Annotated in this window: 18 protein-coding genes; 12 read left to right on the top strand and 6 right to left on the bottom strand. The window is 48.5% G+C overall.

Going from position 1 to position 20991, the window contains the following annotated elements; genetic code table 11:
• Positions 1–342: 342 nt before the first annotated feature.
• From EUZ85_RS02600 to EUZ85_RS02580, 5 genes are all read left to right on the top strand, one after another.
• On the top strand, positions 343–1290 hold the full coding sequence (locus EUZ85_RS02600; protein WP_127967776.1) for an ABC transporter permease: 948 nt from the start codon (positions 343–345) through the stop codon (positions 1288–1290).
• Positions 1287–3188, top strand: coding sequence for a dipeptide/oligopeptide/nickel ABC transporter permease/ATP-binding protein (locus EUZ85_RS02595; protein ID WP_127967775.1), 1902 nt, complete (start codon positions 1287–1289; stop codon positions 3186–3188). Before EUZ85_RS02600 ends, EUZ85_RS02595 begins: the two co-directional genes overlap by 4 nt.
• Positions 3185–4159, top strand: coding sequence for an ABC transporter ATP-binding protein (locus EUZ85_RS02590; RefSeq protein ID WP_127967774.1), 975 nt, complete (start codon positions 3185–3187; stop codon positions 4157–4159). Before EUZ85_RS02595 ends, EUZ85_RS02590 begins: the two co-directional genes overlap by 4 nt.
• The gene (locus EUZ85_RS02585) at positions 4135–4884 is read left to right on the top strand and encodes a hypothetical protein (RefSeq protein WP_127967773.1); all 750 of its coding nucleotides are present in this window, start codon (positions 4135–4137) and stop codon (positions 4882–4884) included. Before EUZ85_RS02590 ends, EUZ85_RS02585 begins: the two co-directional genes overlap by 25 nt.
• A gap of 201 nt (positions 4885–5085) precedes the next feature.
• On the top strand, positions 5086–5613 hold the full coding sequence (locus EUZ85_RS02580; RefSeq protein ID WP_127974381.1) for a shikimate kinase: 528 nt from the start codon (positions 5086–5088) through the stop codon (positions 5611–5613).
• 63 nt (positions 5614–5676) lie between these two features.
• On the opposite strand, the gene gyrB is transcribed toward EUZ85_RS02580, so the two are convergent.
• The 6 genes from gyrB to dnaA form a co-directional block, all read right to left on the bottom strand.
• A complete protein-coding gene (gene gyrB, locus EUZ85_RS02575; RefSeq protein ID WP_127967772.1) occupies positions 5677–8094 on the bottom strand; it encodes a DNA topoisomerase (ATP-hydrolyzing) subunit B in 2418 nt (805 codons plus the stop codon).
• A gap of 23 nt (positions 8095–8117) precedes the next feature.
• Entirely contained in the window at positions 8118–9245 is a 1128-nt protein-coding gene (gene recF, locus EUZ85_RS02570) for a DNA replication/repair protein RecF (protein WP_127967771.1), read from the bottom strand.
• A 15-nt stretch (positions 9246–9260) separates the two neighbouring features.
• Positions 9261–9863, bottom strand: a complete 603-nt coding sequence (locus tag EUZ85_RS02565; RefSeq protein ID WP_127967770.1) for a MarC family protein — start codon at positions 9861–9863, stop codon at positions 9261–9263.
• 72 nt (positions 9864–9935) lie between these two features.
• Positions 9936–11213, bottom strand: coding sequence for an AarF/ABC1/UbiB kinase family protein (locus EUZ85_RS02560; RefSeq protein WP_127967769.1), 1278 nt, complete (start codon positions 11211–11213; stop codon positions 9936–9938).
• A gap of 141 nt (positions 11214–11354) precedes the next feature.
• The gene (gene dnaN, locus EUZ85_RS02555) at positions 11355–12458 is read right to left on the bottom strand and encodes a DNA polymerase III subunit beta (protein ID WP_127967768.1); all 1104 of its coding nucleotides are present in this window, start codon (positions 12456–12458) and stop codon (positions 11355–11357) included.
• 102 nt (positions 12459–12560) lie between these two features.
• Positions 12561–13964 carry a chromosomal replication initiator protein DnaA gene (gene dnaA / locus EUZ85_RS02550; protein ID WP_127974380.1) on the bottom strand — a complete coding sequence of 468 codons (1404 nt, stop codon included), beginning with the start codon at positions 13962–13964 and terminating at the stop codon, positions 12561–12563.
• A gap of 890 nt (positions 13965–14854) precedes the next feature.
• On the opposite strand from dnaA, the gene rpmH reads away from it, so the two are divergent.
• From rpmH to EUZ85_RS02515, 7 genes are all read left to right on the top strand, one after another.
• Positions 14855–14989 (top strand): 50S ribosomal protein L34, encoded by a 135-nt coding sequence (rpmH, locus tag EUZ85_RS02545; protein ID WP_083769858.1) that lies wholly within the window; start codon positions 14855–14857, stop codon positions 14987–14989.
• A 31-nt stretch (positions 14990–15020) separates the two neighbouring features.
• Positions 15021–15413: a ribonuclease P protein component gene (gene rnpA, locus EUZ85_RS02540; RefSeq protein WP_127974379.1), complete on the top strand. Its 393-nt coding sequence runs from the start codon at positions 15021–15023 to the stop codon at positions 15411–15413.
• Positions 15370–15660: a membrane protein insertion efficiency factor YidD gene (gene yidD, locus EUZ85_RS02535; protein WP_206617985.1), complete on the top strand. Its 291-nt coding sequence runs from the start codon at positions 15370–15372 to the stop codon at positions 15658–15660. Before rnpA ends, yidD begins: the two co-directional genes overlap by 44 nt.
• A gap of 15 nt (positions 15661–15675) precedes the next feature.
• Positions 15676–17379: a membrane protein insertase YidC gene (gene yidC / locus EUZ85_RS02530; protein ID WP_127974377.1), complete on the top strand. Its 1704-nt coding sequence runs from the start codon at positions 15676–15678 to the stop codon at positions 17377–17379.
• A 98-nt stretch (positions 17380–17477) separates the two neighbouring features.
• Positions 17478–18842 carry a tRNA uridine-5-carboxymethylaminomethyl(34) synthesis GTPase MnmE gene (mnmE, locus tag EUZ85_RS02525; protein ID WP_127974376.1) on the top strand — a complete coding sequence of 455 codons (1365 nt, stop codon included), beginning with the start codon at positions 17478–17480 and terminating at the stop codon, positions 18840–18842.
• Positions 18843–19559: 717 nt separating this feature from the next.
• Complete coding sequence (locus tag EUZ85_RS02520) at positions 19560–19904, top strand: multidrug efflux SMR transporter (protein ID WP_127974375.1); 345 nt, start codon at positions 19560–19562, stop codon at positions 19902–19904.
• Between the two features lie 113 nt (positions 19905–20017).
• The gene (locus EUZ85_RS02515) at positions 20018–20794 is read left to right on the top strand and encodes an ABC transporter substrate-binding protein (protein WP_241566935.1); all 777 of its coding nucleotides are present in this window, start codon (positions 20018–20020) and stop codon (positions 20792–20794) included.
• Positions 20795–20991 lie beyond the last annotated feature (197 nt).

Genomic DNA, 20991 nt, shown 5'->3' with positions numbered 1-20991 from the left:
ATATATTAATCGGCTAAAATTTTATTTAGAGAGAAATACCGGAAAATCACCCTATAAAACATGGTCAAAAAACAAACACCGGAGCGCTTTTTAACGCTATAAAAATGAATAAATAGCGACGCTAAAACCAAGTTATCACTCCTCAAATCAGGACTTCAAAAGGACCGTTTCAATGAGCAATGGAAAAGAAGCCTCTCCAAATCCCGTTTTTGAGCAAAATTCCCTTCCAAACTCTCCGAGCACTCACAAGCTTTCTTGCAAGGAAAATGTCCGGGACAAACTAGATTTTCTATCACATATTCTTTTCCGTTTTCCCATCGTCAATGAGCAACTCTGACCCCTATGTGGAGCTATATCGCCAGGCGTCTCCTTTTCGTCATTCCTGTTCTGTTCGGAATGACCGCAATCGTCTTCTTGATTATGGCGATGATTCCCGGAGATCCAGCCACCGCCATTCTCGGCGCCTATGCAACGCCTGAAAATATCGCACGAATTAACCGTCAATTAGGGTTAAATCATAGCCTATTTGAACAATATTTAATCTGGTTGGGACACATTCTGCAAGGAGATTTAGGCCGGTCTTACAGCTTGAATCGTCCTGTTCTGGATGAGGTTTTGGAGCGCTTCAGCGCCACATTGACACTCGCCGGAGCCTCCTTCTTGCTGTGCTCCCTGTTCGGACTATTGGCGGGAATCGTCTCTGCAACGCGGCAGTTCAGCTGGGCGGACAGAGTGATCACATTGCTGGTTTTAATTGGCATTTCAACGCCGTCATTCTGGCTGGGGCTGCTGCTGATATTGGTTTTCGCCGTCGAGTTGCAATGGCTGCCGGCCAGCGGTATGTACGCGATTTACGGCGGTGGCGATATGCTGGACCTGCTCTCCCATCTCGCGCTACCGGCCATTACGCTGGCGGTCATCGCGACCGGCGTCATCGCGCGCTTGACCCGAGGCGCCATGCTGGAAGTACTGCGACAGGATTATATTCGTACGGCTCGCGCCAAAGGACTGAGTGAGCGTCGCGTCATCTATCGCCACGCGTTTAAGGCCGCCTTGGTCGCCATTATCCCGGTATTAGGCATTCAGGCTGGCTTCGTACTTGGCGGCGCAGTCTATATCGAAACCGTGTTCCAATGGCCCGGGATAGGGCGCATGTTGGTGCAGGCCATCGCCACCCGGGACATTCTGCTCGCGCAAGGGGGAGTATTAGTGGTCGCCTCCTCATATGTCCTTTTTAATCTGGCTGCGGATGTCATGCAGCATCGACTTGATCCAAGACTGGTCTCATGACTCGCTTATCCCGCCCCAGCGCCTGGAAGCTATTCCGGCACAACCACATCGCATTTTTTGGGTTTTGCCTGTTCTTGCTGGTGGCAGCTATCGCGCTAGCGGCTCCCATACTTCCGTTATCTGCGCCGAACGACACTGCGCCAGCTCAGCGCTTACTACGTCCATTAAGCGAAGGCCATTTATTGGGAACGGATCATCTGGGAAGAGATCTCCTGTCCCGTTTGATATGGGGAGCGCGCGTTAGCATCTCTGTGGGCTTATCCGCCACGCTGATCGCCTCCGTTATTGGTTCTGCATTGGGTTTGATCGCGGGTTTCGCAGGCGGACGAACGGATAATGTGTTGATGCGCGGCGTCGATATGCTGATGGCTTTCCCCTATATTTTACTTGCGCTGGCGATTGTCGCGGCATTAGGGCCGGGATTATCAAACGCTCTCTATGCTATCGCTCTGGTGAATATTCCATTCTTCGCCCGTAATATCCGAGGCGTCACCTTGAGTCTGACAAGACGGGATTTTGTCGACGCAGCCAAGCTTTCCGGCAAAGGTCCTGCGCGCATTCTGCTAACGGAAATACTACCCAATGTAGCTCCCATCATCGTCATCACCATGTCGACAACCTTGGGCTGGATGATATTGGAAACCGCAGGACTCAGTTTTCTCGGTTTGGGCGCGCAACCGCCGCAAGCGGATCTGGGCGCCATGCTGGGGGAGGGACGCAAATTGCTGTTTACAGCGCCGCATGTGTCCGTGATTCCCGGGCTGATGATCTTCGCGCTGGTCATGAGCGTCAATTTGATTGGCGATGGCGTCAGAGACGTGCTTGATCCCAAGTTAAAGTCCGGCTCTTTGACTCGTCCCGCCGCCATGACAGCAGTGCAGAACGCCAATGTTCAGAACTCTCCTGACATGAGTGCGACACAGGACGCTTTGGCAGTGCGTGATTTACAGACCGAGTTTCTGGTTGGGACGAACACTTTCAAGGCGGTGGACGACGTCAGTTTCGAATTGGGTAAAGGAGAATGCCTGGGTTTGGTAGGCGAGTCCGGCTCCGGTAAATCCGTTACGGCGATGTCCTTGCTCAGGTTAGCGCCTACACCGCCTGGACGCATCGTAGGAGGCCAGGTATGGCGGGGCGATGAAAATCTACTATCTTGCCCACAGCATCGCATACAGACGCTCAGAGGCGGCGAAATCGCCTATATATTTCAAGACCCTCTCTCCAGTCTGCACCCGCTATTCAGCGTTGGCGCTCAGATCGCAGAAGCCATTCGGGCGCACCAGTCCAGTTCGTACGCGGAAGCATGGCGAACCGCTGTGGCGTTGCTGGAACAGGTGCGCCTTCCTAACCCCGCGTCCCAGGCACACAGCTATCCCCACGAGCTTTCCGGAGGTATGCGACAGCGGGTTTGTATCGCCATGGCTCTCGCCAACCGTCCACGGATCATCGTGGCGGACGAGCCCACTACCGCTCTGGACGTCACGGTACAGGCTCAGGTCTTGAAGTTGATGAACCAGCAACGCAGACAAAATGAGATGGCGCTTTTGTTCATCACCCACGACTTTGGCGTTGTTTCCGAAATCTGTGACCGTGTGGCGGTCATGTACGCCGGGCGCATCGTGGAAGTGGGCTCGGCGGGGGAGGTATTGAACAAGCCCGCTCATCCCTATACTCGCCTATTAATTGAATGCGTCCCGATTCCTGGTCGAAACCAAGATCGCCTTCCCGCCATTCCCGGCTCTCCTCCCGCGCTTAATAACCTGCCTGCGGGATGCGCATTCGCAGATAGGTGCCCTTTTGCGGAAGGCGACTGTAGGAACGGAGATATCAGCTTACGTCCACTGGGCGAAAATCGTTTCGCCCGCTGTATCAAACCTCTATGGAAAACTGCCCCATGAGCGCGACTCTTCTGACCGCCAGCAATCTCACTCGTCACTATGGCGGCGGGCGCGGTTGGCTCGGTCGACGCAAGCCGCTGATACAGGCCGTGCAAGGTGTAGATCTGAGTATTCAACCCGGCGCCACCCTGGGCATTGTAGGCGAGTCAGGTTGCGGCAAATCCACCCTGGCGCGCATGTTGGCGGGCCTTGATCAACCCAGCGCAGGCCATTTGCTGCTACATGGGAACTCATGGCCTGATCAGAGCCGCAGCGAACGAAAGCGGCTACACAGCCAGATACAGTATGTCTTCCAGGATTCTCTTAGCGCTCTCAACCCCCGTAAGACGATCAGAGCGATTTTAGAGGCGCCGATGGAGCATCTCCTGGGGATGAAGAGGAACGACCGCTACACGCGTCTACAGGCGCTTATGGAAGCCGTTGGGTTACGGCCGGAGCTACTGGAACGCTATCCTCACGAATTATCTGGCGGCCAGGCTCAACGCATCGGCATTGCACGGGCGTTGGCGGCGCAACCACAACTCCTGGTTCTGGATGAACCCGTTTCCGCGCTGGATGTCTCCATACAGGCCCAAGTGCTGAATCTGTTGCAGGATCTCCAGCAACGCTTTCGCCTCGCTTACGTATTTATCAGCCATGACCTGGCTGTCGTGGAAGCAATCAGCGAGGTGGTCGCAGTGATGTATTTCGGACGCATCGTGGAACAGGCGCCCGCCGATAAATTGTTCAAGTCTCCGAAACACCCTTACACCCGTTTACTACTCGACTCTATCCCGCTTCCTGGTAAAAAAGGTTTGCAAGGGGAGTGCGAAACCATAGAACTTCCCGATCCAGCCGCTCCGCCCCAAGGCTGTCCATTTGCTCCCCGCTGCGCCAACGCGCGAGACAAATGTCGCCATGAGCAACCCAGACTTCGTCCTATGGAAGGAGAGGAGCGCATAGCCGCGTGTCATTTTCCTGTGGTATTTTGATTACGAAAACGCTGTCGTCTATGTGCATATTTGATAATAGAGGTCCGAGCGATGTCAGTAACGAGCAAACGATCTATCAGTGGAATATAGTTTTCGACAACCTCTCCGCATGCCTTTTTCACGAGATCAGTTTCGACGCGAAAATGCTAAACAATCTTGTGGGACGCAACGGCGCCGCTTATGGCGGTCAGTTATTCTTATCAAATTCTCAGAATGTGGAAGTGAGAGGCGACATTATTGAAGAACATCCAGATAAAGAAGGCGGAAGCGTCGCTTTGAGTTGGGCTGACCGAGGAATAGGTAAACGATTCGATACGCGTCTTGTTGATGAAAGAGGAGTGCTACTGCCTCGTGTCGAAGCCCCATGGGAAACACGCCAGAACCAAATCACTGGTAACCGTTTTTATAATTATGGCGAAAATTACCATGATCTGTTTATCCATATGGACGCCAAGAAAAACGAAGAGAGGGAGTCCATCATGGAGGGAGAAACGCAGATCGACCAAAACCAATATTTCTCCAGTAATCCCTCACCTTATGTATGGAAAATAAACCGGCATTCAAGCATTGCCGGCTCACTCCCACGCTTATCATTCAACGGACTGCAGGGACTGGATTTCGAGACTATGGAACAGTTTCAACTGTCTCAACAGGAAGCAATTTCCTGGAGCTGTCAGATGATGACCTCTCTTACCAATGGTGAAGATCCTCACGACAATTGGTAACTGAACTCGGCTACTTCTTTATGCAAAGCGGCGCTCGATGAGCCGCTTTTTTATTGTGCTGGACTGTGTTAACTGCGAATAATTTCGGCATCAGTACGACAAACTCGCCACTGCATCTATACGTGTGGTTGGAGAACTCTATAATGTCGCTCCCGCGTTGCTTCACCCCTGTTTAACCTTTTCTGAAAATATGGAGTGGAGATGAGAATTAACGTGATAGGAACCAGTGGCAGCGGAAAGTCCACTTTCAGTAAAAGGCTGTCAGAAAAGCTCGACATTCCTTATATAGAAATGGACGCCCTATATTGGGGGCCTGACTGGCGAAACCATCCAGAAGAAATCTTCAGCTCTCGAGTTGCGCAGGCGCTGCAGCAGGAAAGCTGGATATTGGACGGTAATTACAACAGCAGAACGCAGCTAAAGTGGAAGAGGGCTCAGATAGTCGTTTGGATAGACTACTCTTTCCCGCGCACACTTTTTCAGGCAATCAAAAGAGCGATAACCCGCATCATCACAAAAAAGGAACTTTGGGCGGGCACAGGCAATAAAGAATCACTACGCAAGCTGTTCAGCAGGGACTCCATCGTCCTCTGGACCATTACCACCTATAAGAAAAATCGCAAGAAATACCTGTCGATAATGAAAGATCCACATTACGCTCACATCCACTTTATTCGGATTCGTTCTCCGAAAGAGATGAAGAGCTGCCTGCTTTCATGGGGCGTCTAACAAACGATGGCGAAAAAAAGGGCTGCAATTGCAGCCCTTTTTATTATAGAGAGGGGGAGGCAGTTACACGTCCAGGTTCATAACAGACAACGCGTTGGTCTGGATGAAATCACGACGTGGTTCAACATCATCGCCCATCAAAGTATTAAAGATCTGATCCGCAGCGATCGCGTCTTCGATGGTAACTTTCATCATGCGACGCACGGCAGGGTCCATGGTGGTTTCCCACAGCTGCTCAGGGTTCATCTCACCCAGTCCTTTATAGCGCTGGATGTTCAAACCACGCTGGGCTTCCTTCATCAACCAGACCAATGAGTCGTCAAAGGTCTCGATAGCCTGCGTCTTTTCACCCCGCTTCACATAGGCGCCAGCCTCGATCAGACCATCCAGTTTTTCGGCCATATCGGCAATATTGGCGTAAGAGCTGGAGCCAAAGAAGTCCTGGTTGAAGGTGTATTTATAGTCCACACCATGCTGAACCAACTCCACCTGAGGCAAGAAAAGGCTTCTTTCCGCATCTTCCACAACGCTGATAACGTAGTTGTTGCCAGTGCTGTTGTCGTAGCCAAGCTTTTCGTTAAGCAAGGTGACCCAGGCTTCAACAGCAGCTTTATCTTTGAGCTGCTCCTGCGTCAAACGAGGTACGTAAAGAAGCTGATTCAGCACGCCTTTGGGATAGGCTCTGGACATACGATCAATGACGCCTGTCGCCGTACGGTAATCTGTCACCAGTGTCTCCAGCGCAGTCCCGATAATGGGCGGAGCCTCAGGATTTACAAACAACTGCGTGTTCTCAAGCGCGCTCTGGGTCAGGTACTGCTGAAGCGCTTTCTCATCTTTTACGTACTGCTCCTGCTTACCTCTTTTCACTTTGTACAAAGGGGGCATCGCAATATACACGTGACCGTTCTCAATGATTTCGCGCATCTGTCTGAAGAAGAAGGTCAGCAGCAAGGTACGAATATGCGAGCCGTCCACGTCCGCATCCGTCATGATGATGATGCTGTGATAGCGTAGCTTATTCACATCAAACTCTTCACGACCGATACCACAGCCCAAGGCTGTAATCAGGGTGCCTACTTCTGCGGAAGACAGCATCTTGTCGAAACGCGCTTTTTCCACGTTCAGGATCTTACCTTTCAGGGGCAGAATAGCCTGAGTTTTACGGTCGCGCCCTTGCTTGGCGGAACCACCCGCCGAGTCACCCTCCACTATGTACAGTTCGGAAAGCGCAGGATCTTTTTCCTGACAGTCGGCCAGCTTGCCAGGCAAACCAGCGATATCGAGCGCACCTTTACGACGGGTCATTTCACGGGCTTTTCTAGCCGCTTCTCGGGCGCGGGCCGCGTCGATCATTTTGTTGACTACGTTCTTCGCGTCCTGGGGGTTTTCCGCCAGGAAGTCTGCGAAGTAAGCATTCATTTCCTGCTCGACTGCAGTCTTAACTTCAGAGGACACCAGCTTATCTTTGGTCTGAGAGGAGAACTTGGGATCAGGCACCTTAACAGAAATAATCGCAGTCAAACCTTCACGCGCGTCGTCGCCGGAGGTAGCCACTTTGGTCTTTTTCAGCATGCTCTCTTTTTCAATGTAGCTATTAAGAGAGCGGGTGAGGGCTGCTCTAAAACCAGCTAAGTGAGTACCGCCGTCACGCTGAGGAATGTTGTTGGTAAAGCAGAAAATGTTTTCCTGGAAGGAGTCATTCCACTGCAGGGATACTTCTACAGTGATGCCGTCTTCTCTTTCTTTGATAAAGTGGAAAACTTTGTTAATCGGGTTTTTAGTCTGGTTGAGATACTCAACGAAGGCTTTCAATCCGCCTTCATATTCGAAGGTTTCTGTTTTTGCGGAACGTTCATCGTGCAACGTGATCTTAACGCCAGAGTTCAAGAAGGCGAGCTCACGCAGACGCTTAGCCAGAATATCGTAGTGGAATTCGATATTGTTAAACGTTTCGGCGGAAGGGAAGAAGTGAACTTCCGTTCCTGAGCGGTCAGTTTCACCCACCACAGATAAAGGCGCTTGTGGTACGCCGTGCTTATAAACCTGCTCATGCACTTTGTTGTCGCGGCGAATAGTCAGGCGCAGTTCTTTTGAAAGCGCGTTAACTACTGACACACCCACACCGTGCAGACCGCCGGATACTTTATAACTGTTGTCGTCGAATTTACCGCCGGCGTGCAGCATAGTCATGATAACTTCTGCGGCGGAAACGCCCATTTCTTCGTGGATATCGACAGGGATGCCACGGCCATCATCGCTAACCGTGATTGATTCATCGGCGTGAATCGTGATCTTCACTTCTTTACAGTGTCCGGCCAAGGCTTCGTCGATAGAGTTATCAACCACTTCGAACACCATGTGGTGAAGGCCGGTGCCATCGTCAGTGTCGCCAATGTACATACCTGGACGCTTTCTTACCGCATCCAGGCCTTTTAACACTTTGATGCTTGAGGAATCATAATTTCCCGATGAGGACATATATCTCTCCTAACCGTCACACGCTAATTGTGGACTTTGGTGACAGCACCCTGTTCCACGTGAAACATTTGCGTGTCGTATTCTTGATTAAAATGGCCGAACAAATATTCTGACTGCTGTTTATCCAGGACCGTCACAAACACCTGGGCCCCTTTCTCCAACATTCTCGTTAACAGTGTTACCTGATTTCCGGTATCCAGCTCCGCCCCAACATCATCAATCAGCACGATGGGCCTTTGATTTGTCCGCCGCCGTAATATTTCCAGTTGTGATAAGTACAGGTGAGTTATCAAGGTCTTCTGTTGACCTCTTGATAACACTTCCTTCGCGTGAACCCCACCGACCTTTACCTTAATGTCCGCCCGGTGTGGGCCTAAAGTCGTGAATCCCTTTTTTACGTCGCTTTCGACTGACGAAACCAGTTGCTCCATGTGACTGACATCATTCTGATACCAGCCATTGCTAAGCGTAATTGTCAGCTTGTCGCCAATATCCTTGGTTTGCTCACTGGACTCTTTCAGAGATTCGATGAGTATTTCCTTCAATTCAGCGAAGTAGGCGTCTCTATAGCGGCTTATCTCGTCTGAATACGCTACGTATTGATTGTCCCATGCACTTAACTCAGAACGGCTAATATTACCACTTTTCAGCAATTTATTCCTTTGCAATAGCAATTTGCGCCAGTTCTGCCAGACCACTTTGAATTGGTGTTCCACGTGAAACACTCCCCAGTCGACAAAGCGCCTTCTCTCTCCTGGACCTCCATTAATAAAACCAAAGGTATCAGGAGTAACAATCAAGATAGGGAGGGCCGCCGCCAGCTCAGACAAGGTCCTGGCGCTCTCGCCGTTGATTCTGACTCGGGTAAGCTTGCCTGTCTTTTGGCGGCTGACGCCAATGCGGAATGATTTGCCTGCATCTTCATTGACGGCTTCGCCAAAACAGACCATTTCATCAGATAGATGTGAAACAGCGTAATCAAGTTCTTTAGTGCGAAATGACGCACCCCGTCCCAACAGGTAAACGCCTTCCAAAAGACTACTTTTTCCACTTCCGTTATTCCCGTGAAATAACAGTAATCTCGCGGAGGTATCCAACTTCAGGCTGGAGATGTTACGTAAGTTGGTGAATGCAATACGACTTAGACCCATTCCAACAATCCAGCGTCAGGAAACGTGGGTCAATTTGGTCAATAGAGGCTGTAAGCCGGTCAGGAACATCTCTACCGATACCGCAATCAACAGCATCCCCATAAGACGTTCTATGGCGATGATGCCTCTCTTGCGGAGTAACTTATATAAAAAGGTGGAGCTCATCAGCGTGACGGCGGTGACAGACCAAGCCAGCAATACCACGATAGACCAATCCATCATTCTTTCTGGCTCCCGTGTGGAAATCAGAATCAAGGTCGCCAACGCTGAAGGGCCAGCCACGAAAGGAATAGCCAACGGCACGATAAAAGGCTCCCCATCAGGGAGATCTTCAAGCCACTCCCGCTTGGCGGGGAAGATCATACGTAATGCAATAATAAATAATACGATAGCGCCGGCGATGCCTACTGACTCTTTGCTCAGGCTGAATATCTTGAGCAGGTACTGTCCACAGAACAAGAACACCAGCAGAATCGCCAAAGCGATCAACAGTTCTCTGAACAATACTTTCTTTCTTCTCTTAACGTCCACCCGCTCAAGAATACTCAAGAACAAAGGAATATTTCCCAATGGGTCCATGACCACGATCAACAAGGTCAACGCGGATACGATATCCATCAACTTCCCCTTAAACAAAAAAACCTAACACAACAATGTGCTAGGTTCTTTAACTACGCAAGTGAACCGCCGTTATTGGATCAGACTGAGCCTTTCATCCATAAACATATCCAGCTCTGGGGCCAGCACATGTACATAACGGTCGAAATACAGAAACTGTTTTAGCAGCAACGCAAACTCCCTGGGAAAGTGCAAACCATGCTGCTCACCGATCTTCACCAGATCCATCAAAATATTGTTAACTTCATCATCGCCAGCCTGCTGATCGTAATATATCGGCGGCATATCTGGCGTCATCGCATCCATTTTTTTATAGACGTCTGCGATATCCGCCGCCAGATCATCCACGCTTAATTGAGTCTTGGTGATGCCTATTCGCGACATAGCATCAGCCATACCGTGGAAATTACCCATCATTATCGCCGTGATAAAATCAGACACTGCCTGCCAGGTTCCAGCGCCAATACGACCCACGATGCCAAAGTCGATAAAACCGATGCGGCCATCTTCTAACACCATCAGGTTTCCTGCATGAACATCCGCATGAAAGAAGTCGCACTGCGTCAAACTGGCGAACCAGGTATTCATCGCTGTGATCAGCGTCTTTTCTGGATCAGGGCAATATTTGCGAATCGTTTCCAGATCTGTCAGAGGCACGCCATAGAAACGTTCCATCGTTAACACCCGCATGGTGCTGGCCTGCTCATATACAGTGGGCACAACCGCTTGGTCATTGCCGCTATTCACCAGAAACTCTCTAAACTCTTTGAGATTGGTAGCCTCCTGATAGAAATCACACTCTTCCATCATGGTTCGCTGTATCTCTTCCACAATGCCAGAAAGAGACGTCCAGGACAGCTTTGGCGCCAAATACTCGACTACACGCGCCGCAACATATAAGAAGTTCAAATCCGTTAGCAGTACGTTGCGGACGCCTGGCTTCTGAACCTTAATAACCACATCCTCGCCTGTCACCAAGCGAGCCGCGTGGACCTGTGCGATGGATGCGGAAGCCAACGGCTTGGTGTCGATATGCGAATATATCGACTGTAATGGCCGCTTGAATTCTTCCTTCAGGATTTTCTCGATTTGCGAGTAGGGCAGAGGTTTGGTTTTATCCAAACACAACTGAAACTCTTCAACATAATCTGCAGGGAAAAACGTGGGCGAACTGGCGATAAACTGCCCCAGCTTAATATAAGTGGCGCCCAGTTCTTCAAAAGTCTGTCGCAAAAGCCTCGGCGCAGGCGCACGATTTCCCTTCAACCAGCCAAGGCTGACCTTGGATATGACTGCCGCCGTTTGACCAATCCTGGCGGCTCCCTTTACTGCGTTAACAATTTTTCCCATAAGCTTTTCCACTCTCGCTGAGATTCAAACTCTGTCTGCATTCAGGGGCGATTACATCCTTGCCGAGCGTCATACCCGAGTGGCCGACGCGCCGTAACCTTTCGAACTCGAATAGATTCACGGCGCTATCAGTTTAACTGACTACAGCCTCATAGGCATGACGACATACACCGCATCTCTGGTATCGACGCCTTCCACCAAAGCGCTGCTATTCGCATTGGAAAGCGTCACTTTGACTTGTTCATCATCCAAGGCGTTAAGCACATCAATCAGGTAGCCCACGTTGAAGCCAATTTGCAGGGCTTCATGCGGATATTCTACTTCCAGGCTATCCTCCGCCTCTTCCTGATCTGGATTATTCGCAAATACTTTCAACAGGCCGTCTTCAAACTGCAGGCGTACTCCGCGAATACTTTCATGTGACAAGATACTCGCGCGCGACAAAACACCTTTCAACAGAACTCTGTCCGCGACCATCACCTTATCTCCCGATCTCGGGATAACCCTTTGATAATCAGGGAATTTTCCGTCAATTAACTTAGACGTAAAAGTAAAATGTCCCACGCTGGCCCGCACATGATTATCGCCAAACACCAAGGTGCAGGACTCATCAGTATCGCTGAGAAGACGACCTAACTCCAAAATCCCCTTACGCGGTACGATAGGCTGACGCTTTTCACTAACGCCGGTTTGCAGGGACACGTTGGCGAGGGCGAGACGATGACCATCTGTTGCGACAGCGCGCAGACCCTGCTCATCCAACTCCATCAACATGCCATTCAAATAATAACGAACATCCTGCTGGGCCATCGCAAAGGCTGTTGCATCAATCAATCGCTTGAGCTCTCTTTGCGGCAACATAACTTTAACGCTTTCAGGTTCTTCCTCCACATTGGGGAAGTGTTCCGCAGGCAATGTAGACAATATGAAATGACTGCTGCCATAACGAACGTTCAAACGTCCATCTTTCAGTTCAATACCGATAGCTGCGCCTTCGGGAAGGGCGCGACAGATATCTGTAAATTTCTTGGCGGGAACAGTGATTCTGGATTCATGCTCAATGTTTACGTCGCTAATTTCCGCAACCAGCTCCACTTCCATATTGGTGCCGGTGATAACCAGCTTTCCGTCTCTGGCGTCAAGCAATACGTTGGCGAGTACAGGCATGGTCTGGCGTTTTTCAACCACCCCAGAAATCATTTGCAATGACGTGACAAGCGCCTCTCTGGTTATAGTGAGCTTCATGTAATATCCCGTTTCTATAAACTCTTAAATCACTGAAAATGTTGCTATTTTAAACTAAATCTTGTTGGTCGCCATCAAGCTGACGGCGCATATTTCCGCTAACTAGCTGGTTAACATGCGCATAAAATTTTGATAATCGTCACGCAGGGTGGGATCGTTTTGCTGAAGTTCTATCATGACCTTACAGGCGTGCAAAACCGTGGTGTGATCCCGCCCTCCAAACGCTTCGCCGATTTCCGGCAAACTGTGGTTAGTCAGCTCCTTAGCCAACGCCATAGCCATCTGCCTTGGACGGGTAATTGAACGAGTGCGACGCTTTGACAAAATATCCGCAACACGGATTTTGTAATACTCCGCCACCGTTCTCTGGATATTATCGATACTGACCTGCTTCTCATGCAGCGCCAGCAGATCCTTTAAACACTCGCGGATAAACGCCGGCGTAATCTCCTGACCAGTAAAATGGGCATTCGCAATCACCAGCTTCAATGCGCCTTCCAACTCTCGAACGTTAGAGCGAATTTTTTGCGCAATAAAGAAAGCGGACTCACTGCTTAAATGGACATTGGCCTGTTCCGCCTTCTTCATCAGAATCGCTACGCGGGTTTCCAATTCAGGCGGCTCAACCATCACCGTCAATCCCCACCCGAAGCGGGACTTCAGGCGCTCTTCCATATGGTCAATCTCTTTTGGATAACGGTCACAGGTCAGAATCATCTGCTGACCGCCTTCCAACAAGGCATTGAAAGTATGGAAAAACTCTTCCTGGGATCTCTCTTTGCGTGCGAAGAACTGAATATCGTCAATCAGCAACGCATCAACGGATCGATACAGACGCTTGAACTCATTGAAAGCATTCAGCTGCAACGCTTTCACCATATCTGCAACGAATCTTTCGGAGTGCAGATAAAGAATTTTCGCATTAGGATTTTTCTTGAAAATGGCGTTACCTACCGCCTGCATCAAGTGCGTTTTCCCTAAACCTACGCCACCATATAAAAACAGAGGGTTATAGGCGCTACCCGGATTATCCGCCACTTGCATGGCGGCAGCCCGCGCCAATTGGTTCGATTTACCTTCAACAAAAGTTTCAAAGGTGAACGTAGGGTTCAGGTAACTCTCATGCTTGATAGCCCCTTCCACCGTGACGTTTCTTTCTCCGGACGGAGCGACGTCAGCGATAACAGGCTTGGAGGGCGCCGTAACCCTTGCAGCGCCTGCTCCCGTGTCTTTACTTGCCTGCATCCCCTTGTGATTACCAGCGACGCTGCCGATCTTCAAAGAAATACGCGGAGCCTTTTGAGAGGTCAGTTCACTGAGAATCTCATTGATCCTGCCAATGTACTTCTCATTAACCCAATCCAGTACAAACCGGTTTGGCGCAAACAAAAACAGTTCTTCCTCAGAACCTTTCGCCTGCAAAGGGCGTAACCAAGTATTGAACTGTTGTGCTGGCAACTCGTCCTCTAAATAGCCCAGACATTGATGCCACAGCTCAGACGTCACTTCCAAACCTCCAGAATTCGTACATGCTCGCTCTTTTTTTTCGCAAATTAAAGACGGCGGCTTTCTATATATGGAAAACCGAAATATTGATGTTTTTCAGAGAAAACAAAACCCTGTGGCCAAAACCCACATCAGGCGGCTAATAAAGACGCTTTTTTCTTCGTCGCTCCCCACAATAAGCAACGAAATCAGACTGAACCTAAACAGGTAGGGGAAAATTCTAGCTGGAATGACTTTCCTTTACCACCTCGAAAATAAATCTTATTAGAACCCCTGTGGATTATTTTTATTTTTAATTTCATTAAGTTACTGAGTTACTAACAAGCTTGTTAACATTTTTGGCTGCAAAAAAATTTTTAGAACCTTTGCTCATATCCAAAACCCTTGTGATTCCCTGTGGATAACTTGTTATGGATCTGGAGACAAATTTGGCCTGTGGAAAACTCTTCGTTTCCTCCCCATGTTTTCACCAGTCTTTCAAAGGCTAATCCCTAGCTTGCCAAGCACTTTTACATCCTATAAATAAATGATACATAAAACTTTTCCACACTTATCCACAGAAAAATGGTTAACTAATCATAAGTCTTCATAACCATCCTTTCTTAAAAACCTAAGATTTAATAACAGGCGAACAAGCCCTCTTTTGATTTCATAAAACATTCGCCATGGTTAAATTTCAACCGAAAAGCTTTTCCACACGAATTAACAGGCCTAACTCCAAGTGAAAAAGTTACTCACACTGATCCACAGGCTTCGTTTCAACTCATGTTAGACGGACCCTGTTGAAAATTTCTGCAACTCCCATTTGCTATTTACCTCTAAATTCCCTACAATTCCGCTCCCTGTTTTCTAGAACGAATTTCAACCAGTTATTTGCTAAAGAGTCGGATATGAAACGCACATTCCAACCTAGCGTCCTTAAGCGTAAACGCACTCACGGTTTCCGTGCCCGCATGGCTACCGCAAACGGCCGTAAAGTTCTGGCCAGCCGTCGCGCTAAAGGTCGTAAGCGTATTTCAGCTTAATTGTCGTCTGTTGTTTAAAAGCAAACTATAGATGGCTGGTTACGAATTCCCCCGATCACTTCGACTTTTGAAGCCGGGGGATTTCCGTAACGTATTTAACGATGCTCGCTTTAAAGCAGGCCATCCTGGTTTGCTCCTCCTTGCTATCCCTAACCAACTACCTCATCCTCGAGTAGGACTTGTCATCGCCAAGAAAAATATTAAGTTGGCGACGGGAAGAAACAGAGTCAGAAGGCTCATTCGGGAAGCATTTCGTCTTCAGCAAGCAAATTTACCAAGCGTCGACATTGTCGTTCTGGCACGCAAAGCTGTTGCAGACATGAATAATGAAGAAATTTTTCAATGTCTAACCAAGTTGTACTCACGAATTGGTCAGCAGCATGCCAATGCCGTCGCTAAAGCAGACTCTTCCTCAGCTACCTAAATACTTACTTTTAGGTTTGATAAAAGCGTACAAATACGCGATCAGTCCAATGTTAGGACAGCACTGTCGCTTTTACCCAAGTTGCTCAAGTTATGGATATGAGGCAATTTCCAAGTATGGATTCCTGCGAGGGAGTTATCTTACCGTCCGTCGTCTGCTAAGATGCCACCCTTGGTCAACAGGGGGTATTGATCCAGTGCCAGAAAGCCTGTCTCACAAACGCTGCCCTCATTCATCATCCGAATAAAAGTTTGAATAGTTTATGGACTTTTTAAGAACCTCTCTCATAGTCGGTTTATTGGTTGTTTCCTACCTATTGGTATTGGAATGGAATGAGGAGATGATCCCCCAGCAGCAACCTGTCTCACAAACCGCTTCTGTTTCAATAGATAGCGGCAACCCAGATTCAAGCGTTGCAAGCAATACAAGTTCAGGCGAACTGGATACGCCAGAATCGGCTTCAACGCCTGCTGCAACTACCATCGACACTGGGGCGGCTTCTGTTTCCTCAATGGGTAAGATAATAACCGTCACCACTGACGTTCTTCGTGTCAAAATTGACCTGAACGGCGGGAATATCGTTGAAACATCACTGCTTGAATACCCTATTTCATTAAAAAATCCGACGCCGTTGGATCTAATGCAGAAAAACAATGGGGTGTACTATGTTGCTGAAAGCAGCCTGGTTGGTCCGAATGGGTTTGATGATTCAAGAAATGGCGGTAACCCAATTTACACATCGGAAAAAGACACTTATTTACTAGCGGATGGACAAAACAAACTAGGTATCAACCTTAAAACAGAGCGTAATGGCGTCACTGTGGTCAAACATTACGAGTTTGAAAAGTCCAGCTACTCGATTAATGTTGCTTTCCAGATTAATAATCAGTCGGATTCACCTTGGAAAGCCAACTTCTCAGCCAAACTACGACGTGACAAGTCGCCCGACCCATCTTCTTCTGGCGGATTCGGAGCCTCTTCATACTTAGGCGCTGTTATATCAACAGCAGAAAAGCCTTATGAAAAGGTTAACTTCAAGGATATGGATGAGAACGGCGCCGATGGCGCCAAAGTAGACTCTCCCAATGGATGGATTGCGTTTATCCAGCATTACTTTGTTAGCGCATGGGTGCCTCTAACCAGCGATACCCACACCTATCAGACTCGAGTGAATAACGGCTTATACCTGATGGGGTTCGTTGATCCTGCATTTACAGTCGAACCCGGTCAAACACACACCGTCGCCGCCAAGCTTTATGCTGGACCTAAGATCATGGAAACACTTAAAGAAGTGGCTCCAAATCTGGATTTGACTGTCGATTTTGGCTGGTTATGGTTAATCGCCAAGCCTCTGTATCTGGTGCTGGAGTTTATTCACGATTTCGTCGGTAACTGGGGTATTTCCATTATCCTGTTGACCGTACTGATTAAAGCTTTGTTCTTCCATTTGTCCGCCACCAGCTATCGTTCCATGGCGAACATGCGCAGAGTGACTCCCGAAATGCAGAGAATTCGGGAACAGCATGGCGATGATCGCCAGCGTATGTCTCAGGCTATGATGGAACTGTACAAGAAGGAAAAAATAAATCCTTTGGGCGGATGCTTGCCCATGATTGTACAGATGCCCGTATTTATATCGCTGTATTGGGTATTATTGGAAAGCGTTCAGTTACGTCAGGCGCCGTTCTTCTTCTGGATTCAGGATCTGTCGATTAAAGACCCTTATTTCGTATTGCCTCTACTGATGGGCGCTGCGATGTTCCTGCAGACCTCTTTGAACCCAACGCCTCCAGATCCTATTCAGGCGCGTGTGATGAAGATGATGCCGATTATCTTTACGGTCTTTTTCCTCTGGTTCCCTGCAGGTCTGGTACTGTACTGGCTGGTCAATAATATTCTCTCCATCGCCCAGCAGTGGTATATCACCAAGAAGATCGAAAACGAGGCGCTGGCTGCGAAAAAATAGCCTTCTGGATAGGTTTGTCAGTCAGTGGTAGCCTGAGCTACTTTTAAACAAAAGCCCGTTTTAACAACGGGCTTTTTTATGGTGAAGCGAGAATTTTCATGTACGCTGAGAATGACACGATAGTCGCAATCGCCACTCCTCCCGGGAAAGGCGGCGTTGGCGTTGTCAGAGTTTCTGGCCCTAAAGCAAAAGCGCTGGCAAGTCTGGTTCTTGGTTATGACCCCAAGCCCAGACATGCGCATTACAGTCCTTTTTTTACTGAAGAAGGCGACATTCTCGACAGCGGCATTGCCCTACTTTTTACAGCTCCCAATAGTTTTACTGGAGAGGATGTCATTGAATTTCAAGGCCACGGCGGCCCTGTCGTTCTTGATCTTCTGGTAAAGCGTTTGGTGGCAGCTGGCGCCAGACTGGCGCGTCCTGGAGAATTCTCTGAAAGAGCATTCATGAACGATAAGCTTGATCTGGTGCAGGCGGAAGCTATTGCTGATTTGATTGAGGCAACGTCAGAACAAGCTGCGCATAGCGCAATGAGGTCTCTGCAAGGACAATTTTCCAAAGAAATTGATAAGCTTATCGAGAGTCTTATTCAACTACGTATTTATGTTGAAGCCGCGATTGATTTTCCCGAGGAAGAAATAGATTTTCTCTCTGACGGCAAGGTGTTAAACGACTTGGACACTCTCCTCAGTCAGACGCAATTGGTCTTCGCCAGCGCCAAGCAAGGCGCTTTGATGCGTGAAGGAATGACAGTAGTGATTGCTGGTCGTCCCAATGCTGGTAAGTCCAGTTTGCTGAATGCGCTGGCGGGAAGAGAAAGCGCCATCGTGACAGAAATCGAAGGCACTACTCGGGACGTACTTAGAGAACATATCCACATTGATGGCATGCCTCTGCACATCGTAGATACGGCAGGATTGCGGGAGAGCGACGATGTTGTAGAGAAAATCGGCATCGAACGCGCTTGGAAAGAAATTGATCAGGCTGATCGTATTCTGTTTCTGGTGGATGCAATGCAGACTAAGGAAGTGTCTCCCGAGCGGATTTGGCCAGAATTCTATGCGCGTATAGAACACCACGACCATATCACTGTAGTTCGCAATAAAATCGATTTGAGCGAAGAGCAACAAGGCATCGATCTATCGCTGCCACACCCTGTCATCCGCTTGTCGGCAAAAGCAGGACAGGGTATTGACCAGCTGCGCGAACACTTGAAAGCCTGCGTAGGTTTTGAAAGTCATGCAGAAGGGGGATATATGGCGAGAAGACGTCATTTGGAAGCTCTTACCAATGCAGAAAAACATATTCAACTCGCCAGAAGCCAGCTTCTGAGTGCAAACGCTGGGGAACTAGTAGCGGAGGATTTGCGGGTTGCGCAGAATGCGCTATCGGAAATTACGGGAGCCTTTACTTCCGATGATTTACTGGGGCGTATCTTCTCGTCGTTTTGTATTGGCAAGTAAGCCTATTCTAAAAAGGCTCAGCCATCCTTTTCTTGAGCTATTTCACAGGGAGACCCTAGCTGGGCTATATCTATTGGTTCGCTCAATAACTGTTCATGAGCAGTTTAATAGCTGGTCGGTCAAATAGCTTAACTTCCTCTTGCGATAGAAATAATGAATGATTCTAGTCTGTGGGTGGTTGAGTCGACGCACACTAGCCCCAACGATTTTTACGTAAAGGTAGATGGGTCTGACATCTACACTGCTTACTGGGTAGTTTGTTCGTCCTCGGAAGGTAGAGCAAAGCAATTGGCTTTACAGATTTCAGAGGAATTGCTGTTGGGAAATACAGAAATTATTGCAATACACCCATACAGGCCTGGCTACCTGGTTAAAGACCATAGTGTGACGGCAAGAATTGAGATGATATCAAAAAAGTTTAGCGAGCAAGAAGACATCCAATTAACTGCCTGGATTACTTCGGAAGGAGGGCTATGGTAGACGGATGTTGATAGCGCAAAATAGACCTCCCCATGCTCGCTCATGTTTTAAATATTAATATGGCAATGATATTGGCATGTTAATAACTAGGCGCATAGATGCGCCTGCGCGGCGGCTAGCCTCGGGAGACAGGGCCTGACCTGTGCAGGCCCTGTCGTTGCAGACAAATAGAAGGAAGCTATTTGACTGCCTGATTAATACTATGTACTTGGCTCTTTGTTACGGGAAGTAGATTCTATGAAGCCAATTTGGACGACCTACGCAGCCTTGGCCGCCGCTATTTTTTTGGAGGTGATTGGCACCACTTTTCTGCAAAAGTCAGAACAGTTTAGTAAATTAACGCCAACAATACTTATGGCGCTGTGCTATTTGGGCGCCTTTTACTTTCTGTCTTATAGTCTCAAAACAATCCCTGTCGGCCTGGCGTATGCAATTTGGAGCGGTCTTGGCATTGTACTGATTTCGATCATTGGCTATTTCCTGTTTCGACAGACTCTGGATCTTCCAGCGATGATCGGTTTAGGCTTTATCATAACTGGCGTCATTATCGTCAACGTATTTTCTAATTCTATTAGCCACTGACCTGCTACAACGCTCCACGTTTCCATCTACTAAACTGACTATTCAAGTTCACGCGTTTCTTTCCCCTTCACTGAACGAAGCGAGTGAATTAATGCAGATAGGAAGGTGTCTGAGTGCTTAAAGATGGGCTGATACGCTGTGTTATTGTTGTTTTTTTGCTCTGCCGGGCAGTTGACGCTGCGGCGCAGGAAGAAATAACGGTCGCTATCGGCGAGTGGGCCCCTTTCATGAGCGAGTCTTATCCTGACTACGGTGTTGTTCCGCATATTATTTCGGAGATCTATCAAAAAGCGGGAGTGAAGGTGGTTTATGGTTTTTTCCCTTGGAAGCGTTCCTACACGTTGGTGCAAAGAGGGGAATGGCATGCCTCGGCAATTTGGGGAAAGACGCTCGAACGAGAGACGGATTGTTATTTTTCCGATGCAGTCTATACGGGAGAAATTGTTCTCTTTTATCGCAAAAATAACCCCGTTGTCTGGACCGGATTAAAAGAGGATATTCAAGGTCTCACTATTGGCCTCCCTCTTGGTAGCGCCAAGGCCAAACCACTGGAGGAAGCAGAAAAGGAAGGAATGGTCAGTTACGATGTGGGAGTTGATCATATCCTCGTATTCAGAAAACTGCTCGCAGGGCGTTTTGACGCTTTAGATGAGAATAAAGCGGTAGGGTTGTTCAATCTGCAGTCACAATTCACTGCTCAAGAAAGAGAGAAAATAGGCCATACAGACCCGGTGGAGAGCTGGCCGTACCATATGATTTTTTCCCGTAAATCCAACGCCAGTTCCCGCTTTATGGAAATTTTCAATGCTGGCCTGAGTGAGCTGAAGCAGAGCGGACGGCTTGATGAAATCTGGGAAGCCTTTTATCGCGGGGAATTTACTGCTCCATAAATCAACGTGCCTGCGTAAATCACATTGTGATCAGACATACTCTTTTCTTAAAACCACAGAAAATTGCATTAATACTTCACCCTCAGAATGGCCTCCAGCGTATTATTTTTTCCCTTAATTTGAGCAGAGTTATCCACTGTCAATAACTTCGACGCACTGTGGATAACTTTATGGGCTATATGTCAACCCATTCGAAG

Origin of the sequence: Hahella sp. KA22 (genome assembly GCF_004135205.1) — a bacterium.
Taxonomy (GTDB): Bacteria; Pseudomonadota; Gammaproteobacteria; order Pseudomonadales; family Oleiphilaceae; genus Hahella.
Note: the sequence above shows the minus strand (reverse complement) of the source record. Positions and strands in the feature narration are given on the sequence as shown.

What these genes read in the sequence shown, in the direction of transcription:
- yidD (WP_206617985.1), top strand. Translation starts at nt 15,370, where the DNA reads ATGCCAATGCCGTCGCTAAAGCAGACTCTTCCTCAGCTACCTAAATAC.
- rnpA (WP_127974379.1), top strand. Translation starts at nt 15,021, where the DNA reads ATGGCTGGTTACGAATTCCCCCGATCACTTCGACTTTTGAAGCCGGGG.
- EUZ85_RS02595 (WP_127967775.1), top strand. Translation starts at nt 1,287, where the DNA reads ATGACTCGCTTATCCCGCCCCAGCGCCTGGAAGCTATTCCGGCACAAC.
- mnmE (WP_127974376.1), top strand. Translation starts at nt 17,478, where the DNA reads ATGTACGCTGAGAATGACACGATAGTCGCAATCGCCACTCCTCCCGGG.
- gyrB (WP_127967772.1), bottom strand. Translation starts at nt 8,094, where the DNA reads ATGTCCTCATCGGGAAATTATGATTCCTCAAGCATCAAAGTGTTAAAA.
- yidC (WP_127974377.1), top strand. Translation starts at nt 15,676, where the DNA reads ATGGACTTTTTAAGAACCTCTCTCATAGTCGGTTTATTGGTTGTTTCC.
- recF (WP_127967771.1), bottom strand. Translation starts at nt 9,245, where the DNA reads ATGGGTCTAAGTCGTATTGCATTCACCAACTTACGTAACATCTCCAGC.
- rpmH (WP_083769858.1), top strand. Translation starts at nt 14,855, where the DNA reads ATGAAACGCACATTCCAACCTAGCGTCCTTAAGCGTAAACGCACTCAC.
- EUZ85_RS02590 (WP_127967774.1), top strand. Translation starts at nt 3,185, where the DNA reads ATGAGCGCGACTCTTCTGACCGCCAGCAATCTCACTCGTCACTATGGC.
- EUZ85_RS02565 (WP_127967770.1), bottom strand. Translation starts at nt 9,863, where the DNA reads ATGGATATCGTATCCGCGTTGACCTTGTTGATCGTGGTCATGGACCCA.
- dnaN (WP_127967768.1), bottom strand. Translation starts at nt 12,458, where the DNA reads ATGAAGCTCACTATAACCAGAGAGGCGCTTGTCACGTCATTGCAAATG.
- EUZ85_RS02600 (WP_127967776.1), top strand. Translation starts at nt 343, where the DNA reads ATGTGGAGCTATATCGCCAGGCGTCTCCTTTTCGTCATTCCTGTTCTG.
- EUZ85_RS02580 (WP_127974381.1), top strand. Translation starts at nt 5,086, where the DNA reads ATGAGAATTAACGTGATAGGAACCAGTGGCAGCGGAAAGTCCACTTTC.
- EUZ85_RS02560 (WP_127967769.1), bottom strand. Translation starts at nt 11,213, where the DNA reads ATGGGAAAAATTGTTAACGCAGTAAAGGGAGCCGCCAGGATTGGTCAA.
- EUZ85_RS02520 (WP_127974375.1), top strand. Translation starts at nt 19,560, where the DNA reads ATGAAGCCAATTTGGACGACCTACGCAGCCTTGGCCGCCGCTATTTTT.